The 17,665-nt window shown below is 51.4% G+C and carries 11 protein-coding genes; 6 read left to right on the top strand and 5 right to left on the bottom strand.

Annotation, left to right across the window (positions count from 1 at the left end; genetic code table 11):
• Positions 1-224: 224 nt before the first annotated feature.
• The 4 genes from IX84_RS10140 to gltX all read right to left on the bottom strand — a co-directional run bounded on the left by IX84_RS10140 (position 225) and on the right by gltX (position 10,900).
• Positions 225-1,211 (bottom strand): PorP/SprF family type IX secretion system membrane protein, encoded by a 987-nt coding sequence (locus IX84_RS10140; protein ID WP_044219611.1) that lies wholly within the window; start codon positions 1,209-1,211, stop codon positions 225-227.
• Between the two features lie 59 nt (positions 1,212-1,270).
• Complete coding sequence (locus IX84_RS10135) at positions 1,271-8,452, bottom strand: T9SS C-terminal target domain-containing protein (protein ID WP_044219608.1); 7,182 nt, start codon at positions 8,450-8,452, stop codon at positions 1,271-1,273.
• 497 nt (positions 8,453-8,949) lie between these two features.
• Entirely contained in the window at positions 8,950-9,150 is a 201-nt protein-coding gene (locus IX84_RS10130) for a hypothetical protein (protein WP_044219606.1), read from the bottom strand.
• Positions 9,151-9,163: 13 nt separating this feature from the next.
• Positions 9,164-10,900, bottom strand: a complete 1,737-nt coding sequence (gene gltX / locus IX84_RS33320; protein ID WP_044219603.1) for a glutamate--tRNA ligase — start codon at positions 10,898-10,900, stop codon at positions 9,164-9,166.
• A gap of 330 nt (positions 10,901-11,230) precedes the next feature.
• Between gltX and IX84_RS10120 the strand changes: the two genes are divergently transcribed.
• Positions 11,231-11,881, top strand: a complete 651-nt coding sequence (locus IX84_RS10120) for a polysaccharide deacetylase family protein (RefSeq protein ID WP_044219600.1) — start codon at positions 11,231-11,233, stop codon at positions 11,879-11,881.
• 106 nt (positions 11,882-11,987) lie between these two features.
• Here IX84_RS10120 and IX84_RS10115 read toward each other — a convergent pair whose 3' ends face one another.
• A complete protein-coding gene (locus IX84_RS10115; RefSeq protein WP_044219598.1) occupies positions 11,988-12,521 on the bottom strand; it encodes an ExbD/TolR family protein in 534 nt (177 codons plus the stop codon).
• Positions 12,522-12,616: 95 nt separating this feature from the next.
• On the opposite strand from IX84_RS10115, the gene IX84_RS10110 reads away from it, so the two are divergent.
• The 5 genes from IX84_RS10110 (at position 12,617) to IX84_RS10090 (ending at position 17,551) form a co-directional block, all read left to right on the top strand.
• Complete coding sequence (locus IX84_RS10110; protein WP_044219595.1) at positions 12,617-13,597, top strand: tocopherol cyclase family protein; 981 nt, start codon at positions 12,617-12,619, stop codon at positions 13,595-13,597.
• Between the two features lie 134 nt (positions 13,598-13,731).
• Positions 13,732-14,100 (top strand): DUF2237 family protein, encoded by a 369-nt coding sequence (locus tag IX84_RS10105; protein WP_044219592.1) that lies wholly within the window; start codon positions 13,732-13,734, stop codon positions 14,098-14,100.
• Positions 14,101-14,224: 124 nt separating this feature from the next.
• The gene (locus tag IX84_RS10100; RefSeq protein ID WP_044219786.1) at positions 14,225-15,643 is read left to right on the top strand and encodes a hypothetical protein; all 1,419 of its coding nucleotides are present in this window, start codon (positions 14,225-14,227) and stop codon (positions 15,641-15,643) included.
• Positions 15,644-15,649: 6 nt separating this feature from the next.
• Positions 15,650-16,483 (top strand): M15 family metallopeptidase, encoded by an 834-nt coding sequence (locus IX84_RS10095; RefSeq protein ID WP_044219590.1) that lies wholly within the window; start codon positions 15,650-15,652, stop codon positions 16,481-16,483.
• 510 nt (positions 16,484-16,993) lie between these two features.
• Positions 16,994-17,551 (top strand): thioredoxin family protein, encoded by a 558-nt coding sequence (locus IX84_RS10090; protein WP_044219589.1) that lies wholly within the window; start codon positions 16,994-16,996, stop codon positions 17,549-17,551.
• Positions 17,552-17,665: the final 114 nt, after the last annotated feature.

Here is a 17,665-nt window from a genome sequence, read left to right as displayed (position 1 = left end):
GCCTGGAGACGTTCCTAAATACCATTGTCCAGCAAGGTATCAGGTTTTCTCATCATATAATCAGAGACACCAAATAGTGTACCCGTCCAAAGGGCAGTGCCAATGATTCAAAGATTACCACAAGTTAGCTATTATCCGCCATAAAGTAAACCTTCTGCCACAATCCTTAAAGAGCGTCCGGGCTTAACAAAGCTCTAGTGGCTCAAGTCCTAAATCCTTGACACCTAGTAAAAACGCTTGTTACTGCCATTGCTGTTAAAAAAGCGCGGGTTATCATAGGTGGCGCCTTTCCCGCTTTTGCCACCGAAAAAGTGGTGGATGAAAAGCTCCGCACTGCCATCGTTATAGTCCTGCAGGTCAGAAAGGGTGAAGTCATAGGAGGCTCCAACCATCCACTTTTCCCCGATCCGGGTGGAAAAAAGGCCAGACACAGATTCCCCAATGCTGTTTTCTTTATTGCCTCCCGTCCGGTAGGATGCCCCTGCGGTAAACTGCTCGAAAAAGGTGAAAGAAAGGTTGATATCGGCATCGAAAGGTGCTCCCTCCACATATTTCAACAGGAAATTGGGCTGCATAACGATATCATTATCCATCAGGCGCACATTGAAGCCCGTCATTAAATACCAGTGCCGGTCTTCCTTGGAGATCGTACCCTCGTCATCTGACAGGTCAATGCTCGACTGCAGAAAGCGGGGTATGGAGAAGCCAACGTAAAAATCGTTGCTATTGTAGTAAACCCCTCCTCCGAAATTAGGTGTTACCCGGCTCTGAAACCCTGTCGGGATGGCATTATCGATCTCGACCGGCTGATTGGCCCGAAGCTCGCCAAGGCTTGCTTGTATCAAACGGATAGAAGCAGAAATACCAATGCCGAAGTACCCATTCCCTAAACGGAAACGGTAAGCGTAGTCGCCCTCCAGGGTGTAGCGGTCCATGATACCAATACTACTGCGCACGAGACTGCCCCCGATACCCACTTTGGCATTGAGCGCAGAATTGAAGGTGATTAATTGCGCTTCCGGAGCCCCCTCTATTCCAATCCACTGCTGCCGGGCCATTGCAGTGAGGCGGGAGCTGCCAGTCGATCCCGCATAAGCTGGATTGAATGCCAGCTTATTGTGCATAAACTGGGTGAAATGGTCTTCTTGCTGCGCCTCCGCCAAAACGGCCAGCAGCAGGAAAAGTATAGTGGTCAGGTAGTAGTTTTTCATAAATACTTATTTGGGATTTTGCCCCGGCAGAGCCGGGGCAAAAAGATTCCTTATTTAAATTATTTCTGAAGCAGAAGATATCCGGTAATCGGCCGGCTCCCATCTCCAAGGTCCAGAATATAGAAGTAGGTGTCCACTGGCAGATCTTCTCCATTAAAGGTGCCGCGCCAGTTGTTTAGATAAGGGCGGGGCGAATTGTATACCTCGTCTCCCCAACGGTTGAAGACAGAAAGCTGACTATTTGGGTAGGCGCCTGTGTCCAGTAAACACGGAATAATGAAGGCTTCATTTACCCCGTCACCGTTTGGCGTAAAAATATTCGGGGGCTCGCAGTCTACCCCTTCGCCAACGGTGAGCCGTAAGACGGCATCAGCACAGGCACATCCTTCGCGGCAAACCTGATAAACCAACTCGTCCGTTCCGGCAAAATCGGGGTCGGGCGTATAGGCAATCCGGTTATCTGCCGTTACCCTCGCACGCCCGTTGAACGGCTCCATAATCACTTCCAGGGTGCTCCCTTCCGGCACAGCGTCATTAGCCAGCACATCTACAATCGTTTCCACAGCAAATTCAATGGTCCGATCGTCATTTTGCACTACTGGCGGTAGCTGGTAATCAATAATCAGGGTATCCCTGGAGCTATCGCCGCACAATCCTCCGTCCAGCGTCCAGATGGCCAGGTTATCGCCCACTGTGAGGTTGGCCACCTCTGTGTCAGTATTGTTCCGGTTGGAAAACACCAGCTGCTCATCCGGTGAGCTCCACCTTCCGGAGCTGCCATCCGCCGACTCTCCCGCCGCCAGCATCGCCACGCCGTTTTCCTCGCAGACAATCACATCAAATCCGGCAAACGGGTTATTATCAGCCAGGGTAATGAGGACTCCAGTGCTGTCCATTCCGCATTCGCTGACCACCGTCCAGGTAAAGGCATAAGTATTGCCGGGCAGTAATCCTGGCCCGGAAATTCCGGTACCTGGATCTTCCGGGTTATCAATTTCCACATTGAAGTCGGCCTGTACGGCAGACTGTGACCAGTTGCCTTCTCCTGCCTGTGGGTTGGCAGCATTTAGGAAGATTGGATCACCAGGACAAAGCAAAGTATCCATACCTGCCTCGGCCGGCTCAGGAACGTTTACCTGGATTTGCAGCGTGTCCGAGCTAAAGCTTTTACAGCCTCCGTTGGACAATACCCAGACCAGTTGCCGGATACCTTCCTCTTCAAAGCCCGAAACATTTGTGGTAGCACTCCCGGGGCTTTCAATGACAAGTGCCCCTCCATTAGCATTGAGCTCCAGCCAGGTGCCTATGCTTTGCGATACCGGCGTAGCGGAAACAAGCAGATCTGCTCCCGCGCAGGTGAAAGTGTCCTGCCCAACCATGGCCATCTCATCCGGTATGGTATCCAATGCAACCAATAGAGAAGGCGACGGGTCAGAGATACAATCGCCGGTTTGCACTTCTGCCTCCAGCGTAAGCGAACCTTCGAAACCTGAGAAATCAGTTATCAGCAAATTGGGCGTGACCGTAGTATCTAATGGCACCCCGGCATTATACCACAGGTACTGAATGCCTCCACCCGATTGTCCATTGGGAATGGAGACAGTTAGAGTGGCGCCCGGTTCATCCACGCATATAGGCCCATTGCTAATGAGATTGGCAGGAGCTGGTAGCGTTTCGTTGATGACCACCGTAACCGTATCTGGTTCAGACTGGCAACCGTCACGCTGAGCGGTTACCACAAAGGCTCCGGTATGAAGGTCCGGATTGGCAGAAGGAATAATAATATTCGGTCCACTTGGCGTAGTGCCCATCGGAGTCTGCCAGGTATAGGTAGCCCCAGCCGGCCCATTTGCAAAAAGCTGCAACTGCGCACCGCCGCAAACAGGGCTGTTACTGGAAGCCTCCACCGTTGGATTGGCATTCACCTGAATGGTACGAACGGGAGAAGGAACAGAGGGACAGCCATCTTCAATGAGGGACACCTGATAGCTTCCCGCATCATTCGTAGTGAGATTAGATATCGTTATACTGTTATCCGGCCCTGTGTTTACTGGCCCGGACGGGGTATTCCAGATATAGGTTGCATTGGTCACCATTGGCGTGGTGAGGGTCAGTTCCTCGCCTTCACAAAAGGAATACGTAGCGGAAGGGTTAGTAGGGGTCGGGGCTCGCGGGGGGGCATCCTTCACCTGCAGCGTCGTACTTACCGGCAGTGAAGGGCAGCCTTCCTCTGTAAACACGACAAGAGAATAGCTGCCTCCATTTAAAGCCTCCGTTACATTCTCGATAACAGCGACCTCGTCAGAAGAGTTATAGCCCGGACCTGTCCAGAGAAAATCATAGGTTCCATCATTGACAGGAAAAACGGTAGCCTGAAGCGTTACATCCGTTGCCCCATACAAACATTCAGGAGCGCTGTTACTAACACCGATGATATCAATAGCTTCGATGACCTCAACACTGACAGAAGCCGTATCGCTACATCCCTGTTCGGTAGTGACCGTGAGGGTATAGGTGCCGGAGCGTAAAGGCCCAACTTGATTGATTGTCGGATTTTGCACCACTGAAAAATAGCCGTTAGGCCCATTCCAGGTGTAGCTCGCTGCGGATAAGTTTGGGGTACCAAAGAGTTGCAGAACACTTCTTTCACAAAGTGGATCTTCAGGAGAAATACTCGTGGCTGCCATAGCATTGGGCCGTTCGTTCACTACCACATTCGCGGGCGGAGAAACATCAGAGACACAGGAAAACTGAACCCCGCGTACAGTCCAGGCTCCATTATGCGTCTCATTTGCATTATCGAGAATGAGTGTATTCGTAGTCGTGGTAATCTCGTTCAGGTCTGGCCCGGTCCAGATGTAGGAAGCTGCACCGGCTGGCTGTGCCTGAAGGGTTATTTTGTCCCCTTCGCAGAAAGGGTTAGTCTGCACCGCAATTTGGTAGGGCCCTGGCTTTGGAATCACATTAATGATGGAAAGCGCCGGTTCAGAAGGGCAGCCATTTCGGAAAACCGTCAGGCTGTAAACCCCGGCATTTTCTTCTTCCAGTGGATTGATCACCGGAGGAATCTGCGCCATAGAGAAAAAGCCATTCGGACCGGTCCATTGATAGGTAATACTCGCCCCTGCAACAGAGGTGCCCAATGAAGCCGAGCCTCCCTCACACTCGGTAATAACAGCTGCGTTGACCGATGCAGTAGGCCTTGGTGTCAACGTAACATGTGCCGATCCGGAGGGCTCTGACTGGCAACCATTGGCTTCAATGATAAGGTAGTAGAACCGGGTCTCAGGCTGCTGGGGATTGTAGGCGGGCAAGGTTAGGCTACCTTGATTCGTGGTGGTTATCAACGTGCCATTGGGGAACGGCCCTTCGTACCAATAATAGGTTGCATTGCTCAGCACAACGGAGGAGCTCAATTCCACCGGTTCATCGCCACACTGCTGGGCGTTTGCCTGCAATACCGGGGTAAGAGGCAACCCACTGACGGCCACATTAACCACACCTTCCGCTGTGCAGCCCGATAATCCTTCAATAGTTACCACATAGGCTCCTGAATCATCTTCGTCCACGTTGGGGATAACCGGGTTCTGCTGGGTGGAAATGATATTCCCATCCGGCCCACGCCATTCATAAGTATACACTATACCCCCCTCTGCTGCAGGCGGATTTGCAAAGAGGTTCAGCGTATCTCCACCACAAATACCAGAACTATAGGTGGGTATGGGCGCCTCTGCCTCAATACGGATTGGACGGGTACAGGTAGAAACATTACCTACGACATCCACAACCGTAAGCGTAGCCATCACCGTAGTGCCAGCCTCATCACAAGTAAACGTATTAGGTGAGAGGTACATCGTATCAATCGAACAGTTGTCGAAACTACCGGCATCAAACTCATCCACACTCACGGTATCGGGTTCAATACCGGATGGATTGATTTCCACGACGGTAGGGTTGCAAAGCGCCACAGGAGCTTCATTGTCAAGGACATCGACAATGAAGCTGCAGGTATCCGGATTACCGACCTCGTCCTGCACGATGTAATACACCGTTGTTTCGCCCACATTGAACTCGTGGGTTGGCGACAAGGCTGGTGCAGTCATCTGTGTGTAGGGAATTTCGGTAGCCCCCTCTGCATAATAAAAAGGCGTCACCGTTTGGTAAACCAGGCTTACGAAAGCATAGCTGAGGCTGTCAGTTTCACCGTCTCCGTCCACCGCCATGGCATCACAGGGGTTGATCCCATCGCCGGGCCCGCCCGGAGGTACCGGAATAAAGCTGGGCTGAAGCGTAAAGGTTACACTGCCATCACTTGCCCAGGCGTTGAAATCCGCAGCAGGAATACTCACGGCGTATTGCCCCGGATTGGCACAACTGGCAATGCCCTGCGGAGTAACATCTATGGTGTCTCCATTATCGCCAATGATGTGGAAGAATGCCCCGGAAGAGCTAAAATCCCCCTGTAAATCAATCAGCAAATTGACATTATTAAAAGCATTGGCGGCCACTCCGTTAAAGGTATAGGTCTTCGGGTTGGCGATATAATCGTTGAGGTTGGGGTCAAAGGTGTAAGTCAGCCAGGCACTTGCGGTATCGCCGGGCATAGTTTGGCTGTAGGGGGACTCCAGGCCACAGTTGTCCGTGATGTTGTCCGGGAGTGGCAGGGTCACTTCAGCGGAGCAGGTGCCTGGTTCCAGTGGCTGAGCGATATCAGAAGGACAGGTCAGTTGTGGAGGCTCCTGATCTTCCACCACCACTTGCTGTACACAACTGTCTATATTGCCCGCACAGTCTGAAATGTAGTAGGTGATGGTGTTTTCGCCAATAGGCAACGTCACCATAGCCGGAGCAATAGGGTCAACCAGTACACGAGGGTTGTTATTCGTCCGGTATTCGTAGCGCAGATCGTTGAGTTCAGCTATCGGGAAGATAAGGTTAGCCTGTACAGTACCGGCGGGGTTGCAAAGCGCATTAATCGCAAAGCTACCGGGCTGTGTGGTTGGAATATTAGGCTCCAGGCGAATTTCGATCACGCCATCCACTGCCCAAAGGTCCAATAGCGGTTTAGGCACACTGAGCAGCGTGTCCGCATTTCCACATTGTACCATCGCCCTTCCGGTACGGCCAATGGGCGTACCATCTTCACCGATAACGTTAAAGTACTCTGTGGTACCTTCTGCATCCACATTCTGGAGCTGCAAGCTGAGCTGCCCCCCGGCTTGTGCATTGATGGGCAGTGGCTGGCTTACTGGGAACGATAAGACAATAGGGTTGACGGGCACGCTCGCCTCCTGTCCCGGGGAAGCATTGGAAGTGATCGTTGCATTATCAAATAGATTTACCACAGAGGATGAGCTGGCACACTCCTCCTGAATAAAGGGTACTTCTAAAGTATAATTGGCAGAGCACTGCCCAAAATTGGTCCCAATCACTTCATCTTCCGGACACTCCACAAATGTAGGCGCCGTATTATCAATCACGATAAATGTTGCCTGCTCCAGGGTGGAGTTTCCGCACCCATCATCAACAACAAAATCCACGACCTGCATCAGCAGGGTGTCGCTGCCGGAAGGGCAAATAATATTAGGCGTGCTGCTAACCGTTTGATTCGTTCCGGCTTCAAAAGTATTCCAGTTCAGGCTATCCACCGGTGTACAGGCATCGCCTGCCTGAGCGCCACCGTAGCTTTCCAGCCAGTTGCTGTAGAGGGTTTCAATATCCGTACCCGCCATACAGGTGACCGTCAGGTCTGAGGGCGCCGACAAAAAGACCGGCGCAATGGTATCGATTACTGTTACCTGCTGAATCTGAATGCTGTCATTCCCGCACTCATCGGTTACACGCCATGCGCGCTCAAGGATATAGTCGTTTTCGCAACTGCCCGCAATGATCGTTTCGGAGAGGAGTTCAGTCGTCAGTTCGTTGAACCCTGAGCAATTGTCCGCTTGCATTGTGGGCTCCCCGGTAATGGAAAAATCATCTTCGTCCCCGCAGTTCACAGTCGTATCTGCCGGCACAAGAAAGGATGGCGCGATAGTATCTCTGACAGTAATCAGCTGATTAACAGAAGTAGAAATGCCACACACATCTTCCACCACCCATTGCCTCTCGATAAAGTAGCTATTGTCGCAATTTCCAGGTGCTGTTTCGTCAGAGAAAGTAACGGTAATCGGCCCTCCGCAGGCATCCACCGTATCTGTTACAGTACCTGTAATACTAAGGTCAAGAGGGTCTGCATCGCAGGAAATGGTGATGTCTGGCGGACGGGTGAAATCAGGGGCTGAGAAATCACGTACCCGGATGACCTGAACAGCGGAAGTGAAGTTGCCACAAGAATCCGTAACAAACCAGCTACGGCGGATATCCAAATCATGCTCCGGGCAGGCCTGTGGCCCGGGGATGGTATCCTGCTGGAAACCTACGGTGAGATTGTCCCGGCAATTGTCCATAGCGGTGACCATGGAAGGCGGATTGTTCATCAGGTACTGCTGTATGGTGTCGCAGCTCACTTGTATAGTGTCTGGTACATTTTGCAGTACGGGGGCTATGGTGTCTATAGTGATGAAGGACGCTTCGTAGTTGCGAATATTCCCACAAAAGTCTTCAATCGTAAAAGTCACTTCAAGTGTATCACAGGGGCCTGGCACATAAGAAGATGGTGGCATATTGGTATTCACAGAAAGAATCCCGGTACAATCTTCCAGGTTACTGTTAACGGCAAACAACCGGCTTTGCCTCCAGGAGTCAAAGGTCGGCTCGCCCAATTCGCAGGTAATAACGGTGTCCAGATTGATGGTGAAGTTGGAAATCGGAGGTTCTGTATCCTCTGTGATAATGATCCGTTGGACCGCCTCTGCCTCTGTCATATCGGCGAACGTACCCCGCCAAATGCGGTAAAGGGTATCCGGGCCACCACACACCGAAATGGCATTCAAAAGAGGAGTGCCCGGCAGAATGGTACCGTTGCTTGCCGTACTGTCTACCGGAAGAATGAAGATAGAGTCATTCAGATCCATTGGATTGAACAGCAAGAGGGTGTCCGCCACAGGGATGTTGCAAATACCATCCACTATAGTATCGTTGGGCGGGATCAGTATCGGCGGCAGTTCTTCTGTTCCCCGAAAAGTTGATGACGGTTTTTCAGGGGGGTTAGGACCATCCGCGGCTTTAGACTGAAGCGGGGCTGAAAAGCTGATTAGCAGCACTCCCCAGACCAGTAAAGCGTGTAGTCGTCTCGTCATGATTGTGTTAATTTATGGGATGATTCCATTGTAAGGCCCTCAAATAGAGGCCCCACCAAAGTATGTTTGGGTAATAAAATTTTCCTGCTTGAATGACCAATACCAATAGGCGCAGGGATGCCCGGGGCTTGGTCTTAGGTTGCCTAAGAAGTGCATGTTCAATCGGTTTTGGTTTTATGCTCAAGCGGTTGTCATCGATAGACTAAACACCAGGGGAATACGCAAAAACTAGTCACAAAATATGCAAAAACCAGCAATCAGGCCCACAATCCTCCCCCCTAATTGCTTAAGTAGCACTTAATTACCATTTCGTTGTGCTGCATCGACGATAGTAACTAAAAGCTACCATCAAACTTCAATAGCAGCGCTCCCAAAAGGGAAGTCACTGCTGCTTTGTTTTATTCCGGAGTCACGCGGGGCCTGGAACTATCCTGGCTTTCGTCAGATAGCAGGTGGGTCCATACTTTTGCTTTCGTCCAAAATCGGGCCAGAAGCGTCTATTCTTCTTCATCTTCCGACCTCCGGCTTTTTAGTTTCTTATCTTCTACGTTCTTATCCAGAAATTGATTCACTTTTTCGACATCAAGGTTTGAAGTTATTTCTCCAAACTCATTAATTTTTATGTCGAAGCCTTTCAAATCCTTGTGTACGCCGGGTTGCTCCTCCTTTTCTTCCTCCTTATTTTTTTTACTGGCCATCGGCTCACTATTTTTAGGATTGAACAATGTTATCAAATGCCTCAAACCCGAGTTTCAACCGGGCTATAGCTTCCTCCTGCCCCAACAGTTCCATCATTTCGAAAATCGCCGGCCCTTTCATCGTCCCCGCCTGCGCCAGACGAAGCATTGGCAGCACCTCCCCAAACTTCAGTTCATGCTTTTCCATAAAGCGCTCTGCAGCGGCTTTGATCTCATCGGCAGAGAAATTAGTCAGCTGTTCCATATCCTTAACGAGCTCCGCAAACTGTTCGCTGCGTTCCGGCTGCCAGCGTTTTTGTATCATTTTCTCTTCATAGCTCCGGGGGCGCTCAAAAAAGTAGTAGCCATTTTCCCAGAAATCGGGCAGCGTTACGGCCCGCTCTTTCATCAGGCTGACAAAGCCCTCCACAAAGGCGTCAGAAGGCTGTTGTCCATTGGCTTCCAGTATAGGACGGACGAGGCGTGCCAGGCGGGCATCGTCCGCTTTGATCATATACTGCTGATTAAACCACTTCGCTTTGTCGATATTGAAACGGCTGCCTGATTTATTGATCCGCTCAGGCGAAAAGATGTCCACAAGCTCTTCCAGTTTAAACATTTCCTGCTCATCGCCAGGGTTCCAGCCCAGCAGAGCCAGGAAGTTGAGCACCGCTTCCGGCAGGAAACCGTACTCGCGGAAGCCCGTAAAGCTGTCTTCTGCCGTTGCGCCCTTCCACGAGAGTGGGAATACCGGGAAGCCTAAACGGTCCCCGTCCCGCTTGCTGAGCTTACCATACAACGCACTTTTGAGAAAAGCTTTGAAAGCAGCCTTGCCGGCCTGATCTTTTTCTTTTTCTTTCAGGTTGGCAGGAATATTTTTCTTATCCTGGAACGTTTGCAGGGCGAATACCTCCGCCTTGTATCCCGCATGCTCCGGATACTTACGGGCAAACTCCTCTGCCATTCGGCTGGCCATTGCTGGAATCGTCGACTTGTCAAGGTAACTTTCCGGCGCAGGCTTCAGGATGAGCGGCAGGTGGGCAAACGCAGGCATTTCCTGCTCCCAGCCCAGGCTCCGATATAGCAAAACGTGGTGTGCTGTGCTCGACAGCCACTCTTCTCCCCTTACCACATGGGTAATTTCCATCAGGCGGTCATCCACTACGTTTGCCATGTGATAGGTGGGCATGCCATCGGCTTTGAGCAGAACCTTGTCGTCCAGCTCAGAACTGTCAAAAGCAACTTCTCCCCGCACGATGTCTTCAAAAAGGATGGTCTCGTTATCCGGGACTTTAAGGCGCACAACATGCGGAATCCCTTCATCTAATGCCGCCTCTACCTCCTCAGCACTCATGCTGATACTGTTGCGCATGCGCAGGCGGGCCATGGCATCGTATTTGAATGTCGGGTCTTTCTCCCGGGCTACATCCAGCTCTTCTGAAGTGTCGAACGCATAGTAAGCATGGCCCGATTCAATCAGTTGCTGTGTGTATTTAAGGTAGATATCCTTTCGCTCCGACTGACGGTAAGGCCCAAAGTCACCACCAATGCCAGGACCTTCGTCCGGAGTGATCCCCAACCATTCCAGTGCTTCAACAATGTATTGCTCTGCTCCTTCCACATAGCGGGTCTGATCAGTATCCTCGATACGCAGTATGAAAGTGCCGCCGTTTTTCCGGGCCAGCAGGTAATTGTAAAGTGCGGTGCGGACACCGCCAATGTGTAGTGCCCCGGTCGGGCTGGGGGCAAATCGAAGCCTCATATTTTCCATTGAATTTGAATGCTTTTTGTCATTTCAACGAGCCGGGCAGAATGGGTTGCGCCATTTAGAAATTTTTTTTGAAAAAACTAGTGTTTTCAGGCAGCAAAAAAAGCACTTGATACGTTGTACTCTTTAAATGCCCAGTCTGACCAGTTATTCATCTACTTTCTTCGACACTGAGCCGATACCTCGGGAGGCACAAAGGTAAGCATTTTCGCAGAGCCTGCCAGCGTTAACCCGTTTAACGGGGGAAATCCTCCTTAGTCTGAAAATCAAACACGGCTGCTTCTGAAGGAGCGCCCGTTTTCCTATACCATGAACATTTAATCAAAAGGAGTTATGTACCTCGTTAAGACACCTCAAATTATCCAAAATCTCTTCCCCAACTTTACGTGGAAGATCCCCACTGATGAGAAAGTCATCTACCTGACTTTTGACGATGGGCCTGTGCCTGCAGTTACCCCTTGGGTGCTGGAGCAGCTCAAAAAGTACGACGCCAAGGCGACGTTCTTCTGCGTTGGCGATAATGTCCGCAAATATCCGGATGTTTTCAAACAGGTCCTCAGCGAAGGGCATGCAGTGGGCAACCACACTTTCAACCACCTCAATGGCTGGACCACAGAGAACATTCCTTATTTCCATAATGTGCGTCATTGTGCCAACCGGATGAACTCCGTGCTTTTCCGCCCCCCGTATGGCCGGTTGAAGCCTAAGCAGGCACAGTTCCTGCAGCGGCATTACCGTATTGTGATGTGGGATGTCCTCAGCGGTGATTTCGACCCGAAAATTTCCACAGAGCAATGCCTCGCCAACGTAGTCGACAATGCAGAGCCCGGCTCAATTGTCGTTTTCCACGACAGCGTGAAGGCCGAAGATAAGCTGCGCGAGGTGCTGCCACAGGTCCTGGAGCACTTCACTGCCAAGGGGTATCACTTTGGCAAACTAAACGAACAGGAGCTTATTACCCAGCGGGTCAAAGTGAGCGCCTAGGACTTACCCTGCTAACCACTCTTTGGGGCGTTAGCCGATTAATAAATTCTGCAATGCTTTAGAGCAAAAGCTGCCCCCGGAAACTCCGGGGGTGGCTTTTTCCGTATTAGAATTCAACGGGCTCGGATTCGGAAATCACCAGCGGGAAAGCGCTGCGGACCACCCGCTGCTCTGCTTGCTTAAGTTCTTCATAGGCTTTCCCGTACAACCGCTGAGCTTCTTCCTGCCAAAGCTTCTGATAGCCTTTCAGCAACTGATCATAAACAGTAAGATAGACCTCGTAGCTTGTGCCCCGGTCGTGCTGCAGCGCTACCACGGCATGCCGGGGCGAGGAGGGCAACTTAGGCGACCGGGCAGGATTTTGGACAAATTCCGTAAGTTTTGCTGACAGCTGGGCAACAGGCAGTAGCTCCTGCTCCACCAGCAACTGATTGCCAGCGTTAATCTTCACGCTGAGTACGTTTCGGTCCGGCAATGGCTGTACAGGCGCTGGCAGATAGGCCGGCAGGCGCACCTGTAGCCCGCTTTCCTGGATGATGGTCGTAGTAACCAAAAAGAAAATCAGCAATAAAAAGGCAATGTCGGCCATAGCACCTGCTTCTACCTGATGGGCGGCACGGCGTTTAGGTTTCGGAAACATAATTTATGGATTTGATGGCCCTTTCTGGTAGTCTCCGACACCTGTAATGATGCACAGAAAGTGTAATTTGGTGGCTCACCAAGCCGGATTGTGCTATGCAACACCTCGCTGCCCGATGGAAAGCCCTTTGGAACCCCGACCGCTACCATGGATGGGGCAAGTCCCGAAATTACTTTGAAGGCTGGTACTTTAAGATTGTCAGCCCCTGCGAGCGCCATGCGTTTGCGCTTATTCCCGGCATTTCAATGGATGAGCAAGGGCAGCAGCATGCTTTTATTCAGCGGTTGGATGGCAAAGCCTGCACCTCCGCCTACCACGAATTTACCGCCGCCGATTTCACGCCCCGCGCAGACCGCTTTGAAGTGCGGCTGGGCAACAATCTTTTTGCAACCGACCAATTGGAAATCGCACTACCGGAATTATCGGGCCAACTCATCTTTAAGGGCACCACACCCTGGCCATCCGCCCTTGGCGCTCCCGGTATCATGGGCTGGTACAGCTTTGTCCCATTCATGGAGTGCTACCATGGCATCGTCAGCCTCCACCATAAGCTGAAGGGGCAGCTGAGCGTTTATGGTGAGCCTGTGGACTTCACAGGGGGGATAGGCTACATCGAAAAAGACTGGGGAAGGTCCTTCCCTTCCAGCTGGATATGGATGCAGACCAACCACCTCGCCCAAACAGAAGGCGCCTGCCTGATGGCCTCCGTAGCCCGTATCCCCTGGCTGGGGAGCCACTTCCCCGGATTCCTTGCCGGGCTCAGGCTGGAAGGCCGGCTTTGGGCTTTTACCACCTACAATAATGCCCGTCTGAAAGTCCATTTGGACGAGCCTTCCCGAACTGTACAGCTCGTGCTAAAGCGCCGAGGGGCTGTTTTGGAAATCAATGCACAGCAACGGGGCGGTACCGGCACTCTTGCCGCGCCAATATCCGGAGCAATGGCCGGAAAGGTGAACGAAAGCCTTCAGTCTGTAATACACGTCCGGTTGCAGGAAGGCCAAACCACGCTCTACGAGGGGGAAGGGCGGCATGCGGGCCTGGAAGTCGCCGGCTCTGTAGCGAAAGAGCTGGTTTGAAGTAAACCCTGTCCCGGCTGGGCTGTTGTGAACACCAAAACCCTGCGATCATGCCGATCCGATTACTGTTCATATTGTCCGGGCTCTGCTGCCTTAGCCTGAGTTGCGGACAGGCACAAAACCCACAAGGAACAATGACTAGAGCTAAAAATGTACTTGGTGAGCCCCTTCAGTCCTGCTGTACCGACCCAATGACCGGCTTCTACCGGGATGGTGTATGCAATACCGGCCCAGATGACTTTGGCACGCATGTGGTCTGCGCCGAAATGACTGCTGAGTTTCTGTCCTTCACTAAGTCAAGAGGCAACGACCTCAGCACACCACGCCCGGAGTACCGCTTTCCCGGCCTTAAGCCCGGCGATGGCTGGTGCCTGTGCGCGTTGCGCTGGAAAGAAGCCTATGAAGCCGGTGTTGCGCCTCCGGTCCGACTGGCAGCCACCCACGAGAAAGCGCTGGAATTTGTCGATTTGAAGGCATTGCAGGCTCATCAGGTTGCCCCCTAACCCTGCCTGAGGGGCCTGATGCGAAAGTCCAGCCCCGACAAAGCTCAAATTGCCCCCGCTTTCACGGGCAGAATTAGTACATTTGCTTCTGAACTGCTACTGTACAGACAAACTGCAACTGCCCATGCGCCAACTACTAGAAACCGATCAGAAAGCTCTGGAAATCAACCTCGACCCTTCCATCTACGGCACCTTTGCCGAGATTGGAGCCGGTCAGGAAGTCGCCCGCTACTTCTTTCAGGTGGGCGCTGCGGCAGGGACGATTGCCAAGACCATGTCCGCTTATGACAAAACCTACTCTGACAAAATCTACGGGGAAGAAGTCTCCGGCCGTTATGTCTGTGAGGCGCGCTTGTACAAAATGCTCAACCACGAGTATGATCTGATGCGCTCCAGGCTGACCAATGAGCGGCCTGATACCCGCTTTTTCGTTTTTGCAGATACTGTGGCAGCCATCAACTACACCCGCACCATCAAAGGTAATGGTTGGTTGGGTATCCGCTTTCAGCTGACGCCCGGCGGGGGCACCAATGATCTCGTCCTGCATGTCCGAATGCTCGACAACGACAATCAACTGCAGCAACAGGCGATCGGCATACTGGGGGTTAACCTCATTTACGGCTGCTATCGCTACCACGACGACCCCGAAGTCATGCTACAATCCTTAATGGACGGGCTACACGGCCGGGTGAAAGTTGATATGGTTCGCCTTACCGGACCAGACTTTGAAGACCTTGACAATCGCCTGCTCAGCCTTTGGATGGTCAAGAATAAGCTGACTGATGTGGCCATGTTTGGGCCGGACCGGCAGAATGTTCACGCTTCCGAATTTCTGTACAAAAGGCATGTGATGATGGTCCGCGGCAGTTTCCGACCGGCTACACTGGTCAATATGGATATGATCAATGCCTCCTTTGCCCAATTCAGGAATGAGGCGGAAACGGATCCCCGGCGCACTTTTCTGCTTACCGAAATTACGCTGGACAACCTCTGCAGTACAGGCGAACTCGACGAGCAGGATTTTCTGGACCGGGCGGAGCTCCTCAACACTATGGGGCAGACCGTGGTAGTCTCTGATTGCCAGCAACAGCAAAAAATGGCCACCTATCTTTCTGATTTTAAAGTCCAGAAGCTGGGCTTCGTCCTTGGGGTGCGCGAGCTGCTGGAACTGATCAATACCAAATACTACCAAAACCTGGATGGGCGGTTACTCGCTGCCTTTGGGCAACTTTTCACCCGCAATGTAAAGTTTTACGTTTATCCGGCCTTGCAGGAAGGAAGCGGCGAGATCATCAATGCTCAAAACGTACCTATCCCGGAAGGCGTAAAATTCTTATACAAGCACCTGCTGGATAACCGGCAAATTGTAGACGTCGAGGGCTTCAATCCCGATGTCCTGCATATCTTCTCCAAGGAAGTCCTGCATATGCTCCGCGCCGGCGATGAAGAGTGGGAAAGTATGGTGCCCACTCAGGTCGCCAACCTAATCAAAGAGCGTTACCTCTTTGGCTACCCTGTGGAACAAAAAACCTTTGAATTTTAGCACTTTATGAAGCACCTCATTTTCCTGATTTTCCCGTTTTGCATGGCCTGCCAGCCTGCAACGGATAAGGCGCAGCAAGCCACGCAAGCAGAAGCACCGGATACAGCCAAAAGCCCCCTGACCGAGACAAAGGACACCACTGATCTGGAAAAAGCCCGTGCTATGGGCTTTGACACACAGTACCTTATGGGGCAATTTGACCCCTCCGGGCACCCAGACTTTGTGCAGGTACCCGCCCGGTACGCCGACCGCGAAGGCATGTTGCTCCGAAAAGACACCTATAATGCATTTTTAGCCATGTACGAAGCAGCACAGGCAGATGGCATACAGCTCGTCATCCGGTCTGCCACCCGCAATTTCAATTACCAAAAAGGTATCTGGGAACGCAAATGGACCGGGCAGCAGAAGCTCTCTTCAGGTGAGAATGCCGCTCAGGCCTTTCCGGACCCCAAAGAGCGGGCGCTGGAAATTCTAAAATACACCTCTATGCCGGGCACTTCCAGGCACCACTGGGGCACGGATATCGATTTAAATGCTTTCAACAACCGTTACTTTGAGGAAGGGCAAGGGCAAAAAATCTATGCCTGGCTTACCGCCCACGCTCCTGGCTTTGGGTTTTGTCAGCCGTATTCCCCCAAAGGCCCCGAACGCCCAAATGGCTACAACGAAGAGAAGTGGCACTGGTCCTACCTGCCTGTTGCTCAACAACTTACTGCTTTGGCGCGGGCAGAACTTCAAGACGGGATGATCTCCGGATTCGAAGGCGCAACTACCGCAACAGATATTCATGTTGTCGACAACTATGTCTTAGTTATCAGTGACTTATGCATAGAAAAATAAAATAAATACCCGTTTCCCATGTCACAAAAGTTGATATTTTGTATATCATACTGATGTCTTTTTCCTTTATTTGCACGTAATAATTGACATTGCAACAGAAATACGGGGTTTAAACAGCGATTAAACTCAAACAAAAACACACACAAAAACTTTTTTATTTCTTTTGATTACTTGAGACAAGGGTTTCTGAATTGCTGAATTCTATCAGCTCCTTGCTTCCTCCGCATAAAACGGATATGCACAGTAACTTCGTTTTACCATTGATCTAAAAAGATCGAAAAGAGTAAGAGGGAGTAGACAGAGAATCCTGAATTTCAGCTTGTGATGTCTAATTTTCCAGGAAGTACCAAAATGATTTGGTACACAGGCACTAACATCTAGTGAGAATTTATTCTCAGATAGCTGACCTCCTTAACCCGGGGTCAGCTTTTTTTATTTCTCTTCATACCCGCCGCTCTGCTCCAAACAAAAGTGCGCCTTCCGGCTTTCTTATAACAAAGCAACGAATATATGGCATTTACTGAATCAAAAATGATGCAACTGGGTACTGTAGCGCCCAACTTTAGTCTGGAAGACACCGTGACCGGAGAGACCGTTCAGCTGGGGGACGTGGAATCGCCCCATGGCACAGTCATCTTTTTCCTTTGCAACCACTGCCCCTATGTGATCCACGTTAACCCGGAATTAGTGCGCCTCGCCAATGCCTACAAGAAAAAAGGGATTGGCTTTGCCGCTATTAGCTCTAACGATGCCGTGCAGTATCCTCAGGATGGGCCGGAGGCAATGAAAAAGACGGCTGCTAAAGTGGGCTACCCCTTCCCCTACCTTTATGACAAGACGCAGGAAGTAGCGAAAGCTTACGATGCCGCCTGTACCCCGGATATTTTTGTATTCAATGGGCGCGGCAAACTTTACTACCGGGGCCGCCTCGATGGCTCCCGCCCCAACAACGATGTGCCCCTGACTGGCGAAGACCTCCGGGCTGCCCTCGACCACCTGCTTGCCGGCGACCCGCCACCAGAGCAGCAGTACCCTAGCACGGGCTGCAATATTAAGTGGAAAAATTAAGGTGCCTTGACAAAGGGCGCTGTTCTTCAACCCCAACTTTGCCTTTCGGATTGCCAGAACGGCAGATTGAACGAAAATCCGGGCTGTACTGTTGATTGTCAAGCGAATACCGTA

Source organism: Phaeodactylibacter xiamenensis (assembly GCF_000759025.1).
GTDB classification, from domain to species: Bacteria; Bacteroidota; Bacteroidia; order Chitinophagales; family Saprospiraceae; genus Phaeodactylibacter; species Phaeodactylibacter xiamenensis.
The sequence above is the reverse complement of the archived record's forward strand: the minus strand, read 5'-3'. Positions and strand labels throughout refer to the sequence as shown.